This window comes from Methylobacterium sp. Gmos1 (assembly GCF_053764715.1).
Genome location: NZ_JBSNCC010000002.1, coordinates 535656 through 555153 on the forward strand (window position 1 = coordinate 535656; position 19498 = coordinate 555153).

The 19498-nt window shown below is 67.7% G+C and carries 30 protein-coding genes; all 30 read left to right on the forward strand.

What is annotated here, in order from left to right:
- The first annotated feature begins 16 nt into the window (after positions 1–16).
- The 30 genes from fusA to rplQ all read left to right on the forward strand — a co-directional run bounded on the left by fusA (position 17) and on the right by rplQ (position 19439).
- On the forward strand, positions 17–2092 hold the full coding sequence (gene fusA, locus ACS5PV_RS05620; RefSeq protein ID WP_455394367.1) for an elongation factor G: 2076 nt from the start codon (positions 17–19) through the stop codon (positions 2090–2092).
- 119 nt (positions 2093–2211) lie between these two features.
- Positions 2212–3402, forward strand: a complete 1191-nt coding sequence (gene tuf, locus ACS5PV_RS05625; RefSeq protein WP_109973750.1) for an elongation factor Tu — start codon at positions 2212–2214, stop codon at positions 3400–3402.
- A gap of 80 nt (positions 3403–3482) precedes the next feature.
- Positions 3483–3791 (forward strand): 30S ribosomal protein S10, encoded by a 309-nt coding sequence (gene rpsJ / locus ACS5PV_RS05630; RefSeq protein ID WP_012330343.1) that lies wholly within the window; start codon positions 3483–3485, stop codon positions 3789–3791.
- 51 nt (positions 3792–3842) lie between these two features.
- Positions 3843–4595 (forward strand): 50S ribosomal protein L3, encoded by a 753-nt coding sequence (rplC, locus tag ACS5PV_RS05635; protein WP_455394368.1) that lies wholly within the window; start codon positions 3843–3845, stop codon positions 4593–4595.
- Positions 4595–5215: a 50S ribosomal protein L4 gene (gene rplD / locus ACS5PV_RS05640; protein WP_048465593.1), complete on the forward strand. Its 621-nt coding sequence runs from the start codon at positions 4595–4597 to the stop codon at positions 5213–5215. The genes rplC and rplD overlap by 1 nt, the downstream gene beginning before the upstream one ends.
- Positions 5212–5508, forward strand: a complete 297-nt coding sequence (locus ACS5PV_RS05645; protein WP_236989401.1) for a 50S ribosomal protein L23 — start codon at positions 5212–5214, stop codon at positions 5506–5508. Before rplD ends, ACS5PV_RS05645 begins: the two co-directional genes overlap by 4 nt.
- 26 nt (positions 5509–5534) lie before the next feature.
- Positions 5535–6371, forward strand: a complete 837-nt coding sequence (rplB, locus tag ACS5PV_RS05650; RefSeq protein WP_455394369.1) for a 50S ribosomal protein L2 — start codon at positions 5535–5537, stop codon at positions 6369–6371.
- 12 nt (positions 6372–6383) lie between these two features.
- The gene (gene rpsS, locus ACS5PV_RS05655) at positions 6384–6662 is read left to right on the forward strand and encodes a 30S ribosomal protein S19 (RefSeq protein WP_048425817.1); all 279 of its coding nucleotides are present in this window, start codon (positions 6384–6386) and stop codon (positions 6660–6662) included.
- 1 nt (position 6663) lies between these two features.
- Positions 6664–7047, forward strand: a complete 384-nt coding sequence (gene rplV, locus ACS5PV_RS05660) for a 50S ribosomal protein L22 (RefSeq protein WP_048444830.1) — start codon at positions 6664–6666, stop codon at positions 7045–7047.
- 10 nt (positions 7048–7057) lie between these two features.
- Positions 7058–7789, forward strand: coding sequence for a 30S ribosomal protein S3 (gene rpsC, locus ACS5PV_RS05665; RefSeq protein WP_093569150.1), 732 nt, complete (start codon positions 7058–7060; stop codon positions 7787–7789).
- Between the two features lie 40 nt (positions 7790–7829).
- Complete coding sequence (gene rplP / locus ACS5PV_RS05670; RefSeq protein WP_093569149.1) at positions 7830–8243, forward strand: 50S ribosomal protein L16; 414 nt, start codon at positions 7830–7832, stop codon at positions 8241–8243.
- 14 nt (positions 8244–8257) lie between these two features.
- Positions 8258–8473: a 50S ribosomal protein L29 gene (gene rpmC / locus ACS5PV_RS05675; protein ID WP_048425821.1), complete on the forward strand. Its 216-nt coding sequence runs from the start codon at positions 8258–8260 to the stop codon at positions 8471–8473.
- 13 nt (positions 8474–8486) lie between these two features.
- Positions 8487–8741 (forward strand): 30S ribosomal protein S17, encoded by a 255-nt coding sequence (gene rpsQ / locus ACS5PV_RS05680; RefSeq protein ID WP_455394370.1) that lies wholly within the window; start codon positions 8487–8489, stop codon positions 8739–8741.
- Between the two features lie 286 nt (positions 8742–9027).
- Positions 9028–9396, forward strand: coding sequence for a 50S ribosomal protein L14 (gene rplN, locus ACS5PV_RS05685; RefSeq protein ID WP_048425823.1), 369 nt, complete (start codon positions 9028–9030; stop codon positions 9394–9396).
- On the forward strand, positions 9396–9713 hold the full coding sequence (gene rplX, locus ACS5PV_RS05690; protein WP_455394371.1) for a 50S ribosomal protein L24: 318 nt from the start codon (positions 9396–9398) through the stop codon (positions 9711–9713). Before rplN ends, rplX begins: the two co-directional genes overlap by 1 nt.
- Positions 9706–10272, forward strand: a complete 567-nt coding sequence (gene rplE, locus ACS5PV_RS05695) for a 50S ribosomal protein L5 (protein WP_109960470.1) — start codon at positions 9706–9708, stop codon at positions 10270–10272. Before rplX ends, rplE begins: the two co-directional genes overlap by 8 nt.
- A 41-nt stretch (positions 10273–10313) precedes the next feature.
- Positions 10314–10619, forward strand: a complete 306-nt coding sequence (gene rpsN / locus ACS5PV_RS05700) for a 30S ribosomal protein S14 (RefSeq protein ID WP_048431920.1) — start codon at positions 10314–10316, stop codon at positions 10617–10619.
- Between the two features lie 16 nt (positions 10620–10635).
- Entirely contained in the window at positions 10636–11031 is a 396-nt protein-coding gene (gene rpsH, locus ACS5PV_RS05705; protein ID WP_048425827.1) for a 30S ribosomal protein S8, read from the forward strand.
- A gap of 37 nt (positions 11032–11068) precedes the next feature.
- Positions 11069–11602: a 50S ribosomal protein L6 gene (rplF, locus tag ACS5PV_RS05710; RefSeq protein WP_455394372.1), complete on the forward strand. Its 534-nt coding sequence runs from the start codon at positions 11069–11071 to the stop codon at positions 11600–11602.
- A gap of 9 nt (positions 11603–11611) precedes the next feature.
- Positions 11612–11974 (forward strand): 50S ribosomal protein L18, encoded by a 363-nt coding sequence (gene rplR / locus ACS5PV_RS05715; protein ID WP_048431923.1) that lies wholly within the window; start codon positions 11612–11614, stop codon positions 11972–11974.
- Between the two features lie 154 nt (positions 11975–12128).
- The gene (gene rpsE / locus ACS5PV_RS05720; protein ID WP_048425830.1) at positions 12129–12710 is read left to right on the forward strand and encodes a 30S ribosomal protein S5; all 582 of its coding nucleotides are present in this window, start codon (positions 12129–12131) and stop codon (positions 12708–12710) included.
- 12 nt (positions 12711–12722) lie between these two features.
- Positions 12723–12917, forward strand: coding sequence for a 50S ribosomal protein L30 (gene rpmD, locus ACS5PV_RS05725; protein ID WP_109960468.1), 195 nt, complete (start codon positions 12723–12725; stop codon positions 12915–12917).
- A gap of 10 nt (positions 12918–12927) precedes the next feature.
- Positions 12928–13416, forward strand: a complete 489-nt coding sequence (gene rplO / locus ACS5PV_RS05730) for a 50S ribosomal protein L15 (protein WP_455394373.1) — start codon at positions 12928–12930, stop codon at positions 13414–13416.
- A gap of 135 nt (positions 13417–13551) precedes the next feature.
- Positions 13552–14889, forward strand: a complete 1338-nt coding sequence (gene secY / locus ACS5PV_RS05735; RefSeq protein ID WP_455394374.1) for a preprotein translocase subunit SecY — start codon at positions 13552–13554, stop codon at positions 14887–14889.
- 183 nt (positions 14890–15072) lie between these two features.
- A complete protein-coding gene (locus tag ACS5PV_RS05740) occupies positions 15073–15672 on the forward strand; it encodes an adenylate kinase (RefSeq protein WP_455394375.1) in 600 nt (199 codons plus the stop codon).
- 209 nt (positions 15673–15881) lie between these two features.
- Positions 15882–16250, forward strand: a complete 369-nt coding sequence (gene rpsM, locus ACS5PV_RS05745) for a 30S ribosomal protein S13 (RefSeq protein ID WP_048425835.1) — start codon at positions 15882–15884, stop codon at positions 16248–16250.
- A gap of 142 nt (positions 16251–16392) precedes the next feature.
- Entirely contained in the window at positions 16393–16782 is a 390-nt protein-coding gene (rpsK, locus tag ACS5PV_RS05750) for a 30S ribosomal protein S11 (RefSeq protein ID WP_015928609.1), read from the forward strand.
- A gap of 63 nt (positions 16783–16845) precedes the next feature.
- A complete protein-coding gene (locus ACS5PV_RS05755; RefSeq protein ID WP_455394376.1) occupies positions 16846–17730 on the forward strand; it encodes an MBL fold metallo-hydrolase in 885 nt (294 codons plus the stop codon).
- 100 nt (positions 17731–17830) lie between these two features.
- Entirely contained in the window at positions 17831–18868 is a 1038-nt protein-coding gene (locus tag ACS5PV_RS05760) for a DNA-directed RNA polymerase subunit alpha (protein ID WP_425463303.1), read from the forward strand.
- A 148-nt stretch (positions 18869–19016) separates the two neighbouring features.
- Positions 19017–19439, forward strand: a complete 423-nt coding sequence (gene rplQ, locus ACS5PV_RS05765) for a 50S ribosomal protein L17 (RefSeq protein WP_093569140.1) — start codon at positions 19017–19019, stop codon at positions 19437–19439.
- Positions 19440–19498 lie beyond the last annotated feature (59 nt).

The following is a 19498-nucleotide window of genomic DNA, read 5'->3' on the forward strand; positions in this document are numbered from 1 at the left end:
CTTCAGGAGCCCCCCGATGCCCCGCACGCACGCGATCGAGGACTACCGCAACTTCGGCATCATGGCCCACATCGATGCCGGCAAGACCACGACGACCGAGCGGATCCTCTACTACACCGGCAAGTCCCACAAGATCGGCGAGGTCCATGAGGGCGCCGCCACCATGGACTGGATGGAGCAGGAGCAGGAGCGTGGCATCACGATCACCTCGGCTGCGACCACCTGCTTCTGGCGCGACAAGCGCCTGAACATCATCGACACCCCCGGCCACGTCGACTTCACCATCGAGGTGGAGCGCTCGCTCCGCGTGCTCGACGGCGCCGTGTGCGTGCTCGACGGCAACCAGGGCGTCGAGCCGCAGACCGAGACGGTGTGGCGCCAGGCCGACAAGTACGACGTGCCGCGCATCGTGTTCGTCAACAAGATGGACAAGATCGGCGCCGACTTCTTCAAGTGCGTCGCCGACATCATCGATCGCGTGGCCGGCAAGCCGGTCTGCCTGCAGCTGCCGATCGGGGCCGAGAGCTCGTTCAAGGGCGTCATCGACCTCATCAAGATGAAGGCGATCGTGTGGTCGGGTGAGGCGCTCGGCGCCAACTACTCGGAGGAGGAGATCCCGGCCGACCTCGTCGACCAGGCTGCGGAGTACCGCACCAAGCTGGTCGAGGCGTGCGTCGAGATGGACGACGACGCGATGACCGCCTACCTCGACGGCGTCGAGCCGGACGAGGACACCATGCGCAAGCTGGTGCGCACGGCGGTGCAGCGCCGCGCCTTCCACCCGGTGATGTGCGGCTCGGCGTTCAAGAACAAGGGCGTGCAGCCCCTGCTCGACGGCGTCGTCGACTACCTGCCGTCTCCCGCCGACCGCGGCGAGATCAAGGGCATCGACTACAAGACCGAGGAAGAGGTCGTGCGTCGCCCGCTCGACTCCGATCCCTTCTCCATGCTCGCCTTCAAGATCATGGACGATCCCCACGTCGGCACGATCACCTTCTGCCGCGTGTACTCGGGCAAGGTCGATTCGGGCGCGAACGTCATCAACTCGACCCGCGACAAGAAGGAGCGGGTCGGCCGCATGCTCCTGATGCACGCGAACAACCGCGAGGACATCAAGGAGGCGTTCGCCGGTGACATCGTGGCGCTCGCGGGTCTCAAGGACACCCGCACCGGCGACACGCTGTGCGACCCGACGAAGGCCGTGATCCTCGAGAAGATGGAGTTCCCGGAGCCGGTCATCGAGATCGCCGTCGAGCCGAAGTCCAAGGCGGACCAGGAGAAGCTCGGCATCGCGCTCTCGAAGCTCGCCGCCGAGGATCCGTCCTTCCGGGTCTCCACGGACCAGGAGTCGGGCCAGACCATCCTGAAGGGGATGGGCGAGCTCCACCTCGACATCAAGGTCGACATCCTGAAGCGCACCTACAAGGTCGAGGCCAATATCGGCCAGCCGCAGGTGGCGTACCGGGAGAAGCTGACCAAGCGCACCGAGATCGACTACACCCACAAGAAGCAGACCGGTGGTACCGGCCAGTTCGCGCGGGTGAAGTTCGTGGTCGAGCCGAACGAGCCGGGCGCCGGCTACGCCTTCGAGTCGAAGATCGTCGGCGGCTCGGTGCCCAAGGAGTACATCCCGGGCGTCGAGAAGGGCCTCAACAGCGTGCTGACCGCCGGCATCCTGGCGGGCTTCCCGGTGGTCGACATCAAGGTGGAGCTGGTCGACGGCGCTTACCACGAGGTCGACTCCTCGGCGCTGGCCTTCGAGATCGCCTCGCGGGCGGCGCTCCGCGAGGCCCTGCAGAAGGGCGGCTCGGTCCTGCTCGAGCCGGTGATGAAGGTCGAGGTCGTGACCCCGGAGGACTATACCGGTTCGGTCATCGGCGACCTGAACTCCCGGCGCGGCCAGATCCAGGGCCAGGACATGCGCGGCAACGCCAACGTCATCAACGCGATGGTGCCGCTCGCCAACATGTTCGGTTACGTGAACCAGCTGCGCTCCTTCACGCAAGGGCGCGCGAACTTCACGATGCAGTTCGACCACTACGAAGAGGTCCCGCGCGGCGAGGCCGAGAAGGTGGTTGCCAAGTACGCCTAAGGCGAAACTACGCTTGATGAGATGGCCCGTCACCGGGCCGGCTCTCAGCTTCCGGTGCCCGCCACGGCGGGCACCAACTCAAGACTAAACGCACGCATTCGATCGACGGAGTTTTGGCGATGGCCAAGGAAAAGTTTTCGCGGACGAAGCCGCACTGCAACATCGGCACCATCGGTCACGTTGACCATGGCAAGACCTCTCTGACCGCGGCGATCACGAAGGTCCTGGCCGAGTCGGGTGGCGCGACGTTCACCGCCTACGACCAGATCGACAAGGCGCCGGAGGAGAAGGCGCGCGGCATCACGATCTCGACGGCGCACGTCGAGTACGAGACCCCGAACCGTCACTACGCGCACGTCGACTGCCCCGGGCACGCCGACTACGTGAAGAACATGATCACGGGCGCCGCGCAGATGGACGGCGCGATCCTGGTCGTGTCGGCGGCTGACGGCCCGATGCCGCAGACCCGCGAGCACATCCTGCTCGCGCGCCAGGTCGGCGTGCCGGCGCTGGTGGTGTTCATGAACAAGGTCGACATGGTCGACGATCCGGAGCTGCTGGAGCTGGTCGAGCTCGAGGTGCGTGAGCTTCTCTCGAAGTACGACTTCCCGGGCGACGACATCCCGATCACCAAGGGCTCGGCTTTGTGCGCGCTTGAGAACCGCGAGCCGAAGATCGGCCACGAGGCGATCCTCGAGCTGATGAAGACGGTGGACGCCTACATCCCGCAGCCGGAGCGTCCGATCGACCTGCCGTTCCTGATGCCGATCGAGGACGTGTTCTCGATCTCGGGCCGCGGCACGGTGGTGACGGGCCGCGTCGAGCGCGGGATCGTCAAGGTCGGCGAGTCGGTCGAGATCGTGGGCATCCGCGCCACGACGACGACGACGGTGACCGGCGTCGAGATGTTCCGCAAGCTGCTGGACCAGGGCCAGGCGGGCGACAACGTCGGCGTGCTGCTGCGCGGCACGAAGCGCGAGGACGTGGAGCGCGGCCAGGTTGTGTGCAAGCCGGGTTCGGTGAAGCCGCACACGAAGTTCAAGGCCGAGGCGTACATCCTGACGAAGGAGGAGGGCGGTCGCCACACGCCGTTCTTCACGAACTACCGTCCGCAGTTCTACTTCCGGACGACGGACGTGACGGGCGTGTGCCAGCTGCCCGAGGGCACCGAGATGGTGATGCCGGGCGACAACGTGACGATGGACGTGACGCTGATCGTTCCGATCGCGATGGAGGAGAAGCTGCGCTTCGCCATCCGCGAGGGCGGCCGCACCGTCGGCGCCGGCGTCGTCGCCTCCATCACCGAGTAAGCGTCCAGGCGCTTCCACGAGCGGACAGGTGACGGGGCGGGCCTCGTGCCCGCCCCATCCCGTCGCGAGGTAGACATCACATGAACGGCCAGAACATCCGTATTCGCCTGAAGGCGTTCGATCATCGCATCCTGGACTCGTCGACCCGCGAGATCGTCTCGACGGCGAAGCGGACCGGGGCCCAGGTCCGCGGGCCGATCCCGCTGCCGACCCGGATCGAGCGCTTCACTGTCAACCGCTCGCCCCACATCGACAAGAAGTCGCGTGAGCAGTTCGAGATGCGCACTCACAAGCGCGTGCTCGACATCGTCGATCCGACGCCCCAGACCGTGGACGCGCTGATGAAGCTCGACCTCGCCGCCGGCGTCGACGTGGAGATCAAGCTCTAGGCGATCCCGAGGGATCGCTTAGAGCTTCACTAGGCCGCGCGGGGGAGAACCATGCGCTCAGGAGTCATTGCACAGAAGGTCGGCATGACCCGCGTCTTCACGGACGCCGGCGAGCATGTTCCGGTCACGGTGCTCAAGGTCGATCAGTGCCAGGTGGTTGCCCACCGCACGGTCGAGAAGAACGGCTACGTCGCGCTCCAGGTGGGCGTCGGCAAGGCCAAGGTCAAGAACGTCACCAAGGCCCAGCGCGGTCACTTCGCCGTCGCGAAGGTCGAGCCGAAGCGCAAGCTGGCCGAGTTCCGCGTGACCGAGGATGCGATCATCCCGGTCGGCGCCGAGATCACCGCGGACCACTTCCTGGCCGGTCAGTTCGTCGACGTGACGGGCACGACCACCGGTAAGGGCTTCGCCGGCGGCATGAAGCGCTGGAACTTCGGCGGTCTGCGCGCCACCCACGGCGTGTCGATCTCGCACCGTTCGATCGGTTCGACCGGCGGCCGTCAGGACCCGGGCAAGACCTTCAAGAACAAGAAGATGCCGGGCCATCTCGGTGTCGAGCGGGTGACGACCCAGAACCTGCGCGTCGTGCGCACCGATGTCGAGCGCGGCCTGATCCTGGTCGAGGGCTCGGTCCCGGGCGTCGACGGCGGCTGGATCTACGTCCGCGACGCCGTGAAGCGCAAGCTGCCGGCCGACGTGCCGATGCCGGGCAAGTTCCGCGAGCAGTCCGCTGCTGCGTCGGAGACCCCTGCCGAGGCTCAGGTCGAGGCTCCCGCGGCTCCGGCCACCGAGGAGAACGCGTGATGAAGTTCGAGATCACCACGCTCGACGGCGCCGAGGCCGGCTCGGTCGAGCTCGACGAGGCCATCTTCGGCCTCGAGCCCCGCGCCGACCTGCTCCAGCGCTGCGTCCGCTGGCAGCTCGCCAAGCGCCAGGCTGGTACCCACCAGACCAAGCAGCGCGGCGAGATCGCCCGCACGACCAAGAAGCTGTACAAGCAGAAGGGCACCGGTAACGCCCGTCACGGCGCGGCTTCGGCCCCGCAGTTCCGCGGCGGCGCCCGCGCCCACGGCCCGGTCACCCGCTCGCACGCCCACGACCTGCCCAAGAAGGTCCGGGCGCTGGCGCTCCGCCACGCCCTCTCGGCCAAGGTCAAGAGCGCCGAGCTGATCGTCATGGACGACGCCCGCCTCGAGGAGGGCAAGACCAAGGCGCTCAAGGAGCGGTTCGGCAAGCTGTCGCTCTCGAATGCGCTGATCATCGGCGGCGCCGAGCTCGACCAGAACTTCGCCCGTGCGGCCCGCAACCTGCCGCAGATCGACGTCCTGCCGGTGCAGGGCATCAACGTCTACGACATCCTGCGCCGTGAGAAGCTCGTGCTGACCCGCGCCGCCGTCGATGCGCTGGAGGCGCGATTCAAATGAGCGCTGATCCGCGCCACTACGACGTGATCGTCTCCCCGGTCATCACCGAGAAGGCGACGAACCTCTCGGAGCTCAACAAGGTTGTGTTCCGGGTGGCCCCGAAGGCGACGAAGCCGCAGATCAAGGAAGCGGTCGAGAAGCTGTTCGAGGTCAAGGTGAAGAGCGTCAACACGCTCGTCACCAAGGGCAAGGCCAAGATGTTCCGCGGTCAGCGCGGCCAGCGTTCGGACGTGAAGAAGGCGATCGTGACCCTCGAAGAGGGTCAGAGCATCGACGTCACGACCGGGCTCTGAGGGGAACGGCGTAAGGGAACAAGCCAATGGCTTTGAAGACATTCAAGCCGGTCACGCCGAGCCTTCGCCAGCTCGTGATCGTGGACCGTTCGGAGCTCTACAAGGGCAAGCCGGTCAAGTCGCTGACGGTGGGCAAGTCGTCCACCGGCGGCCGCAACAACCTCGGCCGCATCACGGTGCGGTTCCGCGGCGGCGGCCACAAGCGGACGCTGCGCAACGTCGACTTCAAGCGGCGTGAGCACGCCGGCAAGGTCGGCACCGTCGAGCGGATCGAGTACGATCCGAACCGCACGGCGTTCATCGCGCTGGTCAGCTACGAGGGTGGGGCGCAGAGCTACATCCTGGCGCCGCAGCGTGTGAAGGCCGGCGACAAGGTAGTGTCGGGCGAGCAGGTCGACATCAAGCCCGGCAACGCCATGCCGCTCGGCAACATGCCGGTCGGCACGATCGTGCACAACGTCGAGCTGAAGATCGGCAAGGGCGGGGCGATCGCCCGGTCCGCGGGCAACTACGCCCAGATCGTCGGCCGCGACCAGGGCTACGTCACGCTGCGCCTGAACTCGGGCGAGCAGCGCCTGGTGCACGGGCAGTGCTACGCCACGGTGGGCGCGGTCTCGAACCCCGACCACATGAACATCTCGCTCGGCAAGGCGGGCCGCAATCGCTGGCTCGGCAAGCGCCCGCACAACCGCGGCGTCGCCATGAACCCGATCGACCACCCGCACGGCGGCGGCGAGGGTCGCACCTCGGGCGGTCGTCATCCGGTCACGCCGTGGGGTATCCCCACGAAGGGCAAGAAGACCCGCTCGAACAAGCGCACCGACACGTTCATCGTGTCGAGCCGCCACAACCGCAAGAAGTAAGGGCTTCGTCCCATGGCACGTTCAATCTGGAAGGGGCCGTTCATCGACGGCTACCTCCTCAAGAAGGCGGACGCCGCGCGCGGCGCGAGCCGCAACGAGGTGATCAAGATCTGGAGCCGTCGCTCCACGATCCTTCCGCATTTCGTTGGTCTGACCTTCGGGGTCTACAACGGGCAGAAGCACATTCCGGTCTACGTTTCCGAGGAAATGGTCGGGCACAAGTTCGGCGAGTTCTCGCCGACCCGGACCTTCCACGGCCACGCGGCCGACAAGAAGGCGAAGAGGCGCTGATATGGGCAAGGCAGCAGCACCCCGCGCGCTCCCCCAGAACGAGGCGAAGGCCGTCGCGCGCATGCTGCGCGTCAGCCCGCAGAAGCTGAACCTGGTGGCGCAGCTGATCCGCGGCAAGAAGGTCTCGACCGCTCTGGCCGACCTGCAGTTCTCGCGCAAGCGGATCGCGGTCGACGTCAAGAAGTGCCTCGAGAGCGCGATCGCCAACGCCGAGAACAACCACGACCTCGACGTGGACGATCTCGTCGTCAAGGAGGCCTATGTCGGCAAGGCGCTCGTCCTGAAGCGCTTCCACGCCCGCGCCCGCGGCCGTGGCGCCCGCATCCTGAAGCCGTTCGCGAACCTCACCATCGTGGTGCGCGAAGTCCCGGCCGAAGCCGCCTGAGGAGGGATCGATGGGTCAGAAAGTCAATCCGATCGGTCTGCGTCTCGGCATCAACCGGACCTGGGACTCGCGCTGGTACGCCAACAAGGGCGAGTACGCTCGCCTGATGCACGAGGACGTCGCGATCCGCAAAGCGCTGCTCAAGCAGCTCAAGCAGGCCGCGGTCTCCAAGATCGTCATCGAGCGCCCGCACAAGAAGTGCCGCGTCACCATCCACTCGGGTCGCCCGGGCGTGGTGATCGGCAAGAAGGGCGCGGACATCGAGAAGCTGCGCAAGCTGGTCAACTCGATGACCAAGGCCGACGTGACGATCAACATCGTCGAGGTGCGCAAGCCCGAGGTCGACGCCACTCTGGTCGCCGACTCGATCGCCCAGCAGCTCGAGCGTCGCGTCGCCTTCCGTCGCGCCATGAAGCGCGCCGTGCAGTCGGCGATGCGTCTCGGCGCCGAGGGCATCCGCATCAACTGCTCCGGTCGCCTCGGCGGCGCCGAGATCGCCCGGCTCGAGTGGTACCGCGAGGGCCGCGTGCCCCTGCATACCCTGCGCGCCGACGTCGATTACGGCACGGCCACGGCGTTCACCACCTACGGCACCTGCGGCATCAAGGTGTGGGTATTCAAGGGCGAGATCCTTGAGCACGACCCGATGGCCCAGGACAAGCGCGCGCACGAGGAGGGCGGCCGTTCCGGCGGACGTCGCGACCGCGAGCGCGGCGAGCGCGGCGGACGGGACGCGGCCTAAGGGCCGCGCTTCCCCCGCCCTTCAGTTTTGAGAGGCTGCCATGCTGCAACCCAAGAAGACGAAGTTCCGCAAGCAGTTCAAGGGCCGCATCCACGGCTTCGCGAAGGGCGGAACCGACCTGAACTTCGGCTCCTACGGCCTCAAGGCCATGGAGCCGGAGCGGGTCACCGCGCGTCAGATCGAGGCGGCCCGCCGCGCGATCACCCGCGAGATGAAGCGTCAGGGCCGGGTCTGGATCCGGATCTTCCCCGACGTCCCCGTGACCGCGAAGCCGACCGAGGTCCGCATGGGCTCCGGTAAGGGCGCCCCGGAATACTGGGCCGCCCGCGTGCATCCGGGCCGCATCATGTTCGAGATCGACGGCGTGGCCGAGGACATCGCCCGCGAGGCGCTGCGCCTGGGTGCCGCCAAGCTGCCGGTCCGCACGCGCTTCATCCAGCGCATCGCCGACTGAGGAGAATATTCGAGATGAAGTCGAGCCAGAGGCTGTCTGACCTGAGCGCGCTGTCGCCGGATCAGCTCGGCGAAGAGCTCCTGAACCTGAAGAAGGAGCAGTTCAACCTGCGCTTCCAGCGGGCCACGGGTCAGCTCGAGAACGTCGCCCGGGTGCGCGAAGTGCGCCGCGACATCGCCCGCGTCCGTACCCTGCAGCGCCAGAAGACGCTGCAGGCGGCGCAGGGCTAAGGGAGTAACCACCATGCCGAAGCGCGTGCTGCAGGGCGTCGTCGTCAGCGACAAGCAGGACAAGACCGTCGTCGTGAAGGTGGAGCGTCGCTTCACCCACCCGGTGATGAAGAAGACCATCCGCCGGTCTAAGAACTACCACGCCCACGACGAGAACAACGTGGCCAAGGTCGGCCAGACGGTGTTCATCGAGGAGTCGCGGCCCTATTCCAAGCTCAAGACCTGGAAGCTCCTCGAGGGCGAGGCCGTCGCGACCACCGAGGCGTGATCGGGCGCCGCTAGCGGCGCCCCTTCCATCTCTGCCGGACCGGAGCGCCTTTTGGCGTTCCGGCTCCTTGCCAACGAGACCGATCCGTTGTAGACGGCCGGCCTCCACCGAAACATGAAGGGCGTGTGACGCGCTCCTCATCGCGTTCGTTGACCGCGCCAGCGCTCGAAAGCGCTGCTGCGCGGTCTTTTAATGGACGGGGACGCGAGATCCCCATCAGGCTGCCGTCCGCCGGGCAATCGTGCCCGCCGGAGACCTGCCTGAAACAAGGAAAGGGCGTTAGGCCGTGATCCAGATGCAGACGAATCTGGACGTCGCCGACAATTCCGGCGCACGTCGCGTGATGTGCATCAAGGTACTCGGTGGTTCCAAGCGCAAGTATGCCGGCGTCGGCGACATCATCGTGGTGTCGGTGAAGGAGGCGATTCCGCGGGGCCGCGTGAAGAAGGGCGACGTCATGAAGGCGGTCGTCGTGCGTACCGCCAAGGACGTCCGTCGGGCCGACGGTTCGGTGATCCGCTTCGACCGCAACGCGGCCGTGCTGATCAACAACCAGAAGGAGCCGATCGGCACCCGTATCTTCGGGCCCGTGCCGCGCGAGCTGCGCGCGCGCAACCACATGAAGATCATCTCGCTGGCGCCGGAGGTGCTGTAATGGCTGCGAAGGTGAAGAAGGGCGACAAGGTCGTCGTCCTGACCGGCCGCGACAAGGGTCGCACCGGCGAGGTCATCCAGGTGATGCCGAAGGAAGATCGGGCTCTGGTCCGGGGGATCAACCTGGTGAAGCGCCACACGCGCCAGACCCAGACCTCCGAGGGCGGGATCATCTCCAAGGAGGCGGCGATCCACCTGTCGAACCTGGCGGTCGCCGACCCGAAGGACGGCATGCCCACCCGGGTCGGTTTTCGCATTCTGGAAGACGGGCGCAAGGTTCGCTTCGCGAAGCGCTCGGGAGATCTGATCGATGGCTGAGGCGCTGAAGGACGGGTACACCCCGCGGCTCAAGAAGCACTACGAGGAAGTGGTGCGTCCCAAGCTGATCGAGGAGTTCGGCTACACCAACCCGATGCAGGTGCCGGCGATCGAGAAGATCGTCGTCAACATGGGCGTGGGCGAGTCGACCCAGGACTCCAAGAAGGCCACCGTGGCGGCCGAGGATCTCGGCCTGATCGTCGGCCAGAAGCCGGTCATCACCCGGGCCCGCAAGGCGATCGCGACGTTCAAGGTCCGCGAGAACATGCCGATCGGCTGCAAGGTCACCCTGCGCAAGCAGCGGATGTACGAGTTCATGGACCGCCTGATCACCATCGCGCTGCCGCGCGTGCGTGACTTCCGCGGCCTGAACCCGAAGTCGTTCGACGGGCGCGGCAACTACGCTCTCGGGATCAAGGAGCACCTGGTGTTCCCCGAGATCAACTACGACAAGGCCCAGAACACCTGGGGCATGGACATCGTCGTGGCGACCACCGCCAAGACCGATGCCGAGGCCCGGGCGCTCCTGAAGCACTTCAACTTCCCGTTCCGGCAGTGAGGGCCGACGGCCCCCATACGCGGACACCGGAGAGCTAGAACATGGCTAAGACGAGCAAGATCGAGAAGAACAAGCAGCGGCGGGAGCTGGTCAAGCGCTTCGCCCCGAAGCGCGAGGCGCTGCTGGCCACGGCCAACGACGAGTCGCTGTCGATGGAGGAGCGCTTCGAGGCGCGCCTCAAGCTGGCCGAGCTGCCCCGCAACTCCAGCGCGACCCGCATCCGCAACCGCTGCGAGATGACCGGCCGTCCCCGGGCTTACTACCGCAAGCTCGGCATCTCCCGCGTCGCGCTCCGCGACCTGGGATCCCGGGGTCTGATCCCGGGCCTGGTCAAGTCCAGCTGGTAAGGGGAGGGCGCCACAGATGATCAACGATCCCGTGGGCGATATGCTCACCCGCATCCGCAACGGCCAGATGCGCCGGCGCAACGTCGTGCAGACCCCCGGCTCCAAGCTGCGGGCCCGCGTCCTCGACGTGCTCAAGTCCGAGGGCTACATCCGCGACTACGCCACGACCGACTACGGTAACGGGCGCACCGAGTTCGCGATCGAGCTCAAGTACTTCGACGGCCAGCCGGTGATCCGCTCGATCGAGCGCGTCTCCAAGCCGGGCCGGCGGGTCTACTCGTCGGTTGATACCCTTCCGCGCGTCGCCGACGGCCTGGGCATCACCATCGTCTCCACCCCTCAGGGCGTCATGGCCGACCACGAGGCGCGCGAGCGCAACGTCGGCGGCGAGGTGCTCTGCAAGGTCTTCTGACCTTTCAGACCCCGACAGCCGAAAAGGAGAGACGAGCATGTCCCGCGTAGGCAAGAAGCCCGTGACCGTCCCGGCCGGCGTGACCGCCACCGTCGACGGCCAGAACGTGAAGATCAAGGGCCAGAAGGGCGAGCTGCACTTCCGCGTTCCCGACCAGGTGTCGGTGACCCAGGAGAACGGCGCGATCTCGGTCCAGCCCCGGTCGCAGAGCAAGGAGGCCCGCGCGATGTGGGGCCTCTCCCGCGCCCAGGTGTCGAACCTGGTCGAGGGTGTGACCAAGGGCTACGAGAAGAAGCTGGAGATCAACGGCGTCGGTTACCGCGCCGCGGTCGCCGGCAAGGTTCTCAAGCTGTCGCTCGGCTACAGCCACGACGTCGAGTACCCGATCCCGGACGGGATCACGATCGCCACCCCGCGGCCGGTCGAGATCATCGTCACCGGCATCGACAAGCAGCGCGTCGGCCAGGTCGCGGCGGAGATCCGCGATTATCGCGGCCCCGAGCCCTACAAGGGCAAGGGTGTGAAGTACGCCGGCGAGTTCATCTTCCGCAAGGAAGGCAAGAAGAAGTAAGGACGGCCGATGTCTCGCAAAATCGAACTGCTCGATCGGCGCCGCGCGCGCGTCCGGCGGGCGATCCGCAAGGCGGCCAACGGTCGTCCGCGGCTCTCGGTGTTCCGCTCCTCCAAGCAGATCTACGTCCAGGTCATCGACGACGCGACCGGCCGCACGCTCGCCGCCGCATCGAGCCTCGACAAGGACCTGCGTGCCCGCCTCAAGACCGGCGCCGACAAGGCCGCCGCGACCGAGGTCGGCAAGCTGGTGGCGGAGCGCGCCAAGGCGGCCGGCGTGAGCCAGGTCATCTTCGACCGCTCGGGCTACCTGTATCACGGCCGGGTCAAGGCCCTGGCCGACGCGGCCCGCGAGGGCGGCCTGGACTTCTGATCCCGGCAGGGGAGGGCGCCCGCGCGCCCGCCCCGCCCCGGATCGGCACGATGTCCCATGAGGCGAGGGGGCCCTGGTGGCTCCCTCTCTCATTCCGGCGGATAGAACAGCAGCGAGCGGGACCGCCGCCCGCGTCAGTCGATGGACAACACAGATGGCACGTGAGCGTGAGGGTCGTCGCCGCGACGACCGCGAGGAGCGCGACAGCGAGTTCGTGGACAAGCTCGTCCACATCAACCGCGTCGCGAAGGTGGTGAAGGGCGGCCGTCGCTTCGGCTTCGCGGCTCTCGTCGTCGTCGGCGACCAGAAGGGTCGCGTCGGTTTCGGTCACGGCAAGGCCCGTGAGGTTCCCGAGGCCATCCGCAAGGCGACGGAAGCCGCCAAGCGCGGTCTCGTCCGCGTCGCGCTCCGCGAGGGCCGGACGCTCCACCACGACGTCCAGGGCCGTCACGGCGCCGGCAAGGTCATCCTGCGGGCGGCTCCGGCCGGTACCGGCATCATCGCGGGCGGCCCGATGCGCGCCGTCTTCGAGACGCTCGGCATGCAGGACGTGGTGGCGAAGTCGCTCGGCTCGTCGAACCCCTACAACCTCGTGCGCGCCACCTTCGACGCGCTGAAGAACGAGGATTCGCCCCGTTCGGTCGCGGCGCGCCGCGGTCTCAAGGTGTCGGCCCTCCAGGCCCGCCGTCGTGACGCCGACTCGGCCGCCTCGGCCGATTCCGCCGACGCGGCGTAAGGAGGCGCTCCGATGGCTGAGAAGAAGACCGTCCGCGTGCAGCAGATCGGCTCGCCGATCCGCCGCGAGGCCAGCCAGCGTCAGACGCTGATCGGCCTGAAGCTGAACAAGATGCACCGCATCGCCACGCTCGAGGACACCCCGTCTGTCCGCGGCATGATCGCGAAGGTGCATCACCTCGTGCGCGTTCTCGACGACGCGGCGTGAGGAGGGCACGATGAAGCTCAACGAAATCCGTGACAACGAAGGCGCAACCAAGAAGCGGATGCGCGTCGGCCGAGGCATCGGCTCCGGCAAGGGCAAGACCGCCGGCCGCGGCGTGAAGGGCCAGAAGGCGCGCTCCGGCGTCGCCATCAAGGGCTTCGAGGGCGGCCAGATGCCGCTCCACCGTCGCCTGCCCAAGCGCGGGTTCAACAACCCCGGCGCCACCTACCTCAACGAGGTCAATATCGGCCGCATCCAGCAGGCGGTCGATGCCGGCAAGCTCGACGCGTCGGCTCCCGTCACCCTCGAGGCGCTGATCGCCGCCGGCGTGGTCTCCAAGGCCCGCGACGGCGTCAAGATTCTCGGCGTCGGCGAGCTGACCGCCAAGCTCACCTTCCAGGTCTCCCGGGCGTCGAAGTCGGCGGTCGAGGCGATCGAGAAGGCCGGCGGCTCGGTGACCCAGTCGCTCGCGACCGCCGACGAGGCTGTTGCGTCGGCGTAAGGCACACTTTAAGTCACCGATCATCGGCGGCGGCCCGTGCGACCAGCGCGAGGCCGCCGCTCGTGTTTTGGGGGATGCCCGCGCATCCCTGACCGCGGCTCGCCGCGGATCCCGATCCCTGAGGACACGTAACCCATGGCCTCTGCAGCCGAGCAGCTCGCCTCAAACCTCAATTTCGGCGCCATCGCCAAGGCCGAAGAGCTCAAGAAGCGGATCTGGTTCACGCTTGGCGCCCTGATCGTCTACCGGCTTGGGACCTACATCCCGCTGCCCGGCATCGATCCCGACGCTTTGCGCCAGAGCTTCGCGAACGCGCAGGGCGGCGTGCTCGGCCTGTTCAACATGTTCTCCGGCGGTGCCGTCGAGCGCATGGCGATCTTCGCCCTCAACATCATGCCGTACATCTCGGCGTCGATCATCGTGCAGCTGCTCACCTCGGTGGTGCCGTCGCTCGAGGCGCTGAAGAAGGAGGGCGAGTCCGGCCGCAAGGTCCTCAACCAGTACACCCGCTACCTCACGGTGGTGCTGGCGATCTTCCAGGCCTGGGGCATCGCGGTCGGGCTCCAGAGCTCCGGCGGCATCGTGCAGGATCCCGGACCGTTCTTCCTGGTCTCGACCGTCATCACGCTCACCGGCGGCACGCTGTTCCTGATGTGGATCGGCGAGCAGATCACCTCGCGCGGCATCGGCAACGGCTCCTCGCTCATCATCTTCGCGGGCATCGTCGCGCACCTGCCCTCGGCGATCGCCGGCACGCTGGAGCTCGGGCGCCAGGGCGCGCTCTCGACGGTGGTGATCCTCGGCGTGGTGGTGATGGCCGCGGCGGTCGTCTACTTCATCGTGTTCATGGAGCGCGCTCAGCGCCGCCTGCTCATCAACTACCCCAAGCGCCAGGTCGGCAACCGGATGTACGAGGGCCAGACCTCGTTCCTGCCGCTGAAGCTCAACACCTCGGGCGTCATCCCGCCGATCTTCGCCTCCTCGCTGCTGCTGCTGCCGGCCACCGCCGCGAGCTTCCAGACCGATCCGAACGGCACCGGGATCATCGCCACCATGGCGACCTATCTCGGCCACGGGCGGCCGCTCTACATGCTGCTGTATGCCGCCCTGATCATCTTCTTCGCGTTCTTCTACACCGCGGTGGTGTTCAACCCGCAGGAGACGGCGGATAACCTGAAGAAGCATGGCGGCTTCATCCCGGGCATCCGGCCGGGCGAGCGCACCGCCGAGTTCATCGACAAGGTGCTGTCGCGCATCACCGTGATCGGCGCGGCTTACCTGACGGTGATCTGCCTCATCCCGGAGATCCTGGTCTCCTACGCCTCGCTGCCGTTCTACTTCGGCGGCACCTCGCTGCTGATCGTGGTCTCGGTGACCATGGACACGGTGGCGCAGGTCCACGGCCACCTGCTGGCGCACCAGTACGAGGGCCTGGTGAAGAAGGCGAAGCTGCGCGGCGCCCGCCGGCGCTGAGGCGAAGGCCAGCAACGGGTCAGCCGGGCCGGGTGCAACCGGTCCGGCGCCCTTGCGCCGCGGCGGGGCCTTGGCGCATGGTCGGATTTCGGCCGGACAGCGTCCCGGGCTAGAACAAGCAGACAGGCCGCGCCCCGGGAACAAGGATCCCGTGCGGGACGCGGTGGAGGGGAGTGACAGGTTATGCGGATCATTCTGCTCGGCCCGCCCGGCGCCGGGAAAGGCACCCAATCGGCGCGGATCGTCGAGCGGTTCGGAATCCCGCAGCTCTCGACCGGCGACATGCTGCGCGCGGCCGTCGCCGCCGGCAGCCCGGTCGGCCTCAAGGCCAAGGCCCTGATGGAGAGCGGGGCGCTCGTCTCCGACGACATCGTGATCGGCATCGTCGCCGACCGCATCGAGGAGAAGGACGCCCGCGGCGGCTTCATCCTCGACGGCTTCCCGCGTACCGTCGCCCAGGCGGTGGCGCTCGAGACGATGCTGGCCGAGAAGGGCTTGGCGCTCGACGCGGTGGTCGAGTTCAAGGTCGACGAGGAGGCGCTGGTCGGGCGCATCGCCAAGCGCGCCGCCGAGACCGAGGCCCGCGGCGAGCCGGTGCGCAAGGACGACACGCCGGAGGTGTTCAAGACTCGGTTGGAGGCCTACCGCACCCAGACCGCGCCGCTCTCGGCCCACTACGCCGGCACCGGGCTCCTGCGCCAGGTCGACGGCATGGCGCCGATCGACGAGGTGACGAAGCAGCTCGAGGGGCTGCTCGCCCCGTTCCAGGCCGTGTCGGCGTGACGCGGGCGAAGAGTTGACAAGAGATTGCGCCCGCGCTAGTGGGCGCTCCTTCGTTCAGACTCGGACGGCCCGGCGTGCCTCTCTGGAGGCCGCTCCGGGCCGATTTGCCGTCGGGACGACGCGCAGGGGCCGGACTCCACCGGACGCGCGTGACACCAGGATATCGTCCGGGCGCTAGAGCCCCGGACGCGATGGAGAGCAGGAACACCATGGCCCGTATCGCCGGCGTCAACATCCCGACCAACAAGCGCGTCGTCATCGCGCTCCAGTACATCCACGGCATCGGCGCCAAGAAGGCCGAGGAGATCACCGAGAAGGTCGGCATCCCGGCCGAGCGTCGCGTGAACCAGCTCACCGACGCCGAGGTGCTTCAGATCCGCGAGACGATCGACCGCGACTACGTCGTCGAGGGCGACCTGCGCCGCGAAGTCTCGATGAACATCAAGCGCCTGATGGATCTCGGCTGCTACCGTGGCCTGCGTCACCGCCGCAACCTGCCGGTCCGCGGCCAGCGCACCCACACCAACGCCCGCACCCGCAAGGGCAAGGCGAAGCCGATCGCCGGCAAGAAGAAGTAAGCCGCGCGCTTACACGAGATCGGCGGGACAGGTCCTCCAGTCCCGCCCGACACCGGCGGCGCGCCAGCGCCGTCACCGCACACCGTGAGACACGTCCCGAGCGCCTGGCACCACGGGCGCGCCTGAAGGATCGAAAGACAGTATGGCCAAGGAAGCAACCCGCGTCCGTCGTCGCGAACGCAAGAACATCGTGTCGGGCGTTGCCCACGTGAACGCCTCGTTCAACAACACGATGATCACCATCACGGACGCCCAGGGCAACACGATCTCGTGGTCGTCGGCCGGCGCCATGGGCTTCAAGGGCTCCCGCAAGTCGACCCCCTACGCCGCCCAGGTCGCGGCCGAGGATGCCGGCCGCAAGGCCGCCGAGCACGGCATGCGCACCCTCGAGGTCGAGGTCTCGGGCCCCGGCTCGGGCCGCGAGTCGGCCCTGCGCGCGCTCCAGGCGGCGGGCTTCACGGTGACGTCGATCCGCGACGTCACCCCGATCCCGCATAACGGCTGCCGCCCGCGCAAGCGCCGCCGCGTCTGATCGTCCACCGGCCGGGAGGCTTCACCAGAGGTCTCCCGGCCGACGGTCCGCGAAGAGGATTGCGTGTCGAACCCCTCCACCGCCGACATCGTCCGGCCCGGCGTCCTTCCCTGGACGCTGGGCGATCGCGTTGTGGTCGCCCTCAACGACGGCCATCTCGTGGCCTCGCTCGGGCTGGTGCAGGGTATCCCCGCCGACGAGGCCGCCGGCCTCCAGGCGCAGGCTTTTCGCAGCGTCGAGGCGCCGCGGATCTCCGTCAATGCCTTCCTGGTCCTCGGCGGCCCGGCCCCGGTGCTGGTCGATGCCGGGATGGGGGCAGGCGGTCCCGCGAGCCTCGGGCAGTTGCCGAAGGCGCTGGAAGCCTGCGGCGTGGCGCCCGGCGACATCGGCACCGTGCTGGTGACGCATCTGCATTCCGACCATGTTGGCGGGCTGACGGGGCCGGACGGGTCCCCGCTCTACCCGAACGCCGAGGTGGTGATCCCGGAGGAAGAAGCCGCCTACTGGCTCGCCGACGGGGCGGAGGCGCGGGCGCCAGAGGGGGCGAAGGCGGGTTTCCGCCGGGCGCAGGCCCTCGTGGCGACCTACGGCGACCGGATCCGCCGGGCCGGCGAGGGCGAGGTGCTGCCCGGGATCGAAGCGATCCTGGCGCCCGGCCACACGCCGGGCCACACCGCCTACCGGATCCAGTCGGGCGAGAGCTCGCTGCTGATCTGGGGCGACGTCGTGCACCTGCCGGCGATCCAGTTCGTCCGGCCGGAGGCCGGCGTCTCCTTCGACGTGGACGGCGCGATCGCCGCCGCCACGCGCAAGCGCATCCTCGACCAAGCGGCGGCCGACCGCCTCTTGGTCGCCGGGATGCATCTGGAGTTTCCGGCCCTCGGTTCGGTCCGGCGCGACGGCGCCGGCTTCGCCTGGGTCCCGGAGCAGTGGAGCGCGGCGTCCTGACCGCCCCTGCTTCGACCGTGTGAGAGATCAGGACGGCGGTGTCACCCGGGCGCGGGGGAGACCGCGAGGGGAGGGCCCTTCGGGGCTGCCCCGGTGTAAGTTGGCGAGAGGTGCGAACGTGGTCATTCAGAAGAACTGGCAAGAGCTGATCAAGCCGAATAAGCTCGAGGTCACCCCCGGGCACGACCCGAAGCGGATCGCCACCGTGGTGGCCGAGCCGCTGGAGCGCGGCTTCGGCACCACCCTCGGCAACTCGCTGCGCCGTGTGCTCCTCTCCTCGCTCCAGGGCGCGGCCGTCACCTCCGTCCACATCGACGGCGTGCTGCACGAGTTCTCGTCGATCCCGGGCGTGCGCGAGGACGTCACCGACATCGTCCTCAACATCAAGACGATCGCCATCCGCTCGTCGAGCGACACCCCCAAGCGCATGACCCTGCGCAAGACCGGCCCGGGCCTGGTCACGGCGGGCGACATCGCCACCATCGGCGACGTGCAGATCCTCAACCCCGACCTGGTGCTCTGCACCCTGGACGACGGGGCCGAGATCCGCATGGAGTTCACCGTGTCGGCCGGCAAGGGCTACGTCCCGGCCGAGCGCAACCGGCCCGAGGACGCGCCGATCGGCCTGATCCCGGTCGACGCGCTGTTCTCGCCGGTCACCAAGGTGTCCTACCGCATCGAGAACACCCGCGAGGGCCAGGATCTCGACAAGGACAAGCTGACCATGACGGTCGAGACCAACGGCGCGGTCTCGCCCGAGGATGCGCTGGCCTACGCCGCCCGCATCATCCAGGACCAGCTCCAGATCTTCGTGAACTTCGAGGAGCCCCGCAAGGAGGAGGCCGCGCCGCTCGCGCCGCAGCTGCCCTTCAACCCGGCCCTGCTCAAGAAGGTCGACGAGCTCGAGCTGTCGGTCCGCTCGGCCAACTGCCTCAAGAACGACAACATCGTCTACATCGGCGACCTCATCCAGAAGACCGAAGCGGAGATGCTGCGCACCCCGAACTTCGGCCGCAAGTCGCTCAACGAGATCAAGGAAGTGCTGGCCGCGATGGGCCTGCACCTCGGCATGGACGTGCCCGGCTGGCCGCCGGAGAACATCGAGGACCTGGCCAAGCGCTTCGAGGAGCACTACTAGGCCTGTTTCGGCGGCGCGGGGGCAACCCGGCGCCGCCACTCCGGATGCGCCCTCGACCGACGGCGCATCCGGAGTGGCGGGAATCCGCACTCACCACAAAGGACGGCCGACCCGTGGCACGGCGGCCGAGAACCAATAGGAGAGAGCCATGCGTCACGGTTTCCGGGGTCGTCGCTTCAACCGCACCGTCGAGCATCGCAAGGCGATGTTCTCGAACATGTCGGCCGCGCTGATCAAGCACGAGCAGATCATCACCACCCTGCCGAAGGCCAAGGACCTGCGTCCCGTGGTCGAGAAGCTGATCACGCTGGGCAAGCGCGGCGACCTGCACGCCCGCCGCCAGGCGATCGCGGCGCTGCGCGGCGACGAGGTGATGGTCAAGAAGCTGTTCGACGTGCTCGGCCCCCGCTACGAGAGCCGTCCGGGCGGCTATTGCCGCATCATGAAGGCGGGCTTCCGCTACGGCGACAACGCCCCGATGGCGGTGATCGAGTTCGTCGACCGCGACGTCGACGCCCGCGGCAAGGATTCCGGCCCGGTCCAGGTCTCCGACGAGACCCCGGCGGAGTAATCCGCCCCGGTTCGACTGCCCTTGAAGGCGGCCCGTGAGGGCCGCCTTTTTCTTTTTCG

Coding starts and splice junctions, on each gene's coding strand:
- fusA (WP_455394367.1), top strand. CDS start 17: ATGCCCCGCACGCACGCGATCGAGGACTACCGCAACTTCGGCATCATG.
- tuf (WP_109973750.1), top strand. CDS start 2,212: ATGGCCAAGGAAAAGTTTTCGCGGACGAAGCCGCACTGCAACATCGGC.
- rpsJ (WP_012330343.1), top strand. CDS start 3,483: ATGAACGGCCAGAACATCCGTATTCGCCTGAAGGCGTTCGATCATCGC.
- rplC (WP_455394368.1), top strand. CDS start 3,843: ATGCGCTCAGGAGTCATTGCACAGAAGGTCGGCATGACCCGCGTCTTC.
- rplD (WP_048465593.1), top strand. CDS start 4,595: ATGAAGTTCGAGATCACCACGCTCGACGGCGCCGAGGCCGGCTCGGTC.
- ACS5PV_RS05645 (WP_236989401.1), top strand. CDS start 5,212: ATGAGCGCTGATCCGCGCCACTACGACGTGATCGTCTCCCCGGTCATC.
- rplB (WP_455394369.1), top strand. CDS start 5,535: ATGGCTTTGAAGACATTCAAGCCGGTCACGCCGAGCCTTCGCCAGCTC.
- rpsS (WP_048425817.1), top strand. CDS start 6,384: ATGGCACGTTCAATCTGGAAGGGGCCGTTCATCGACGGCTACCTCCTC.
- rplV (WP_048444830.1), top strand. CDS start 6,664: ATGGGCAAGGCAGCAGCACCCCGCGCGCTCCCCCAGAACGAGGCGAAG.
- rpsC (WP_093569150.1), top strand. CDS start 7,058: ATGGGTCAGAAAGTCAATCCGATCGGTCTGCGTCTCGGCATCAACCGG.
- rplP (WP_093569149.1), top strand. CDS start 7,830: ATGCTGCAACCCAAGAAGACGAAGTTCCGCAAGCAGTTCAAGGGCCGC.
- rpmC (WP_048425821.1), top strand. CDS start 8,258: ATGAAGTCGAGCCAGAGGCTGTCTGACCTGAGCGCGCTGTCGCCGGAT.
- rpsQ (WP_455394370.1), top strand. CDS start 8,487: ATGCCGAAGCGCGTGCTGCAGGGCGTCGTCGTCAGCGACAAGCAGGAC.
- rplX (WP_455394371.1), top strand. CDS start 9,396: ATGGCTGCGAAGGTGAAGAAGGGCGACAAGGTCGTCGTCCTGACCGGC.
- rplE (WP_109960470.1), top strand. CDS start 9,706: ATGGCTGAGGCGCTGAAGGACGGGTACACCCCGCGGCTCAAGAAGCAC.
- rpsN (WP_048431920.1), top strand. CDS start 10,314: ATGGCTAAGACGAGCAAGATCGAGAAGAACAAGCAGCGGCGGGAGCTG.
- rpsH (WP_048425827.1), top strand. CDS start 10,636: ATGATCAACGATCCCGTGGGCGATATGCTCACCCGCATCCGCAACGGC.
- rplF (WP_455394372.1), top strand. CDS start 11,069: ATGTCCCGCGTAGGCAAGAAGCCCGTGACCGTCCCGGCCGGCGTGACC.
- rplR (WP_048431923.1), top strand. CDS start 11,612: ATGTCTCGCAAAATCGAACTGCTCGATCGGCGCCGCGCGCGCGTCCGG.
- rpsE (WP_048425830.1), top strand. CDS start 12,129: ATGGCACGTGAGCGTGAGGGTCGTCGCCGCGACGACCGCGAGGAGCGC.
- rpmD (WP_109960468.1), top strand. CDS start 12,723: ATGGCTGAGAAGAAGACCGTCCGCGTGCAGCAGATCGGCTCGCCGATC.
- rplO (WP_455394373.1), top strand. CDS start 12,928: ATGAAGCTCAACGAAATCCGTGACAACGAAGGCGCAACCAAGAAGCGG.
- secY (WP_455394374.1), top strand. CDS start 13,552: ATGGCCTCTGCAGCCGAGCAGCTCGCCTCAAACCTCAATTTCGGCGCC.
- ACS5PV_RS05740 (WP_455394375.1), top strand. CDS start 15,073: ATGCGGATCATTCTGCTCGGCCCGCCCGGCGCCGGGAAAGGCACCCAA.
- rpsM (WP_048425835.1), top strand. CDS start 15,882: ATGGCCCGTATCGCCGGCGTCAACATCCCGACCAACAAGCGCGTCGTC.
- rpsK (WP_015928609.1), top strand. CDS start 16,393: ATGGCCAAGGAAGCAACCCGCGTCCGTCGTCGCGAACGCAAGAACATC.
- rplQ (WP_093569140.1), top strand. CDS start 19,017: ATGCGTCACGGTTTCCGGGGTCGTCGCTTCAACCGCACCGTCGAGCAT.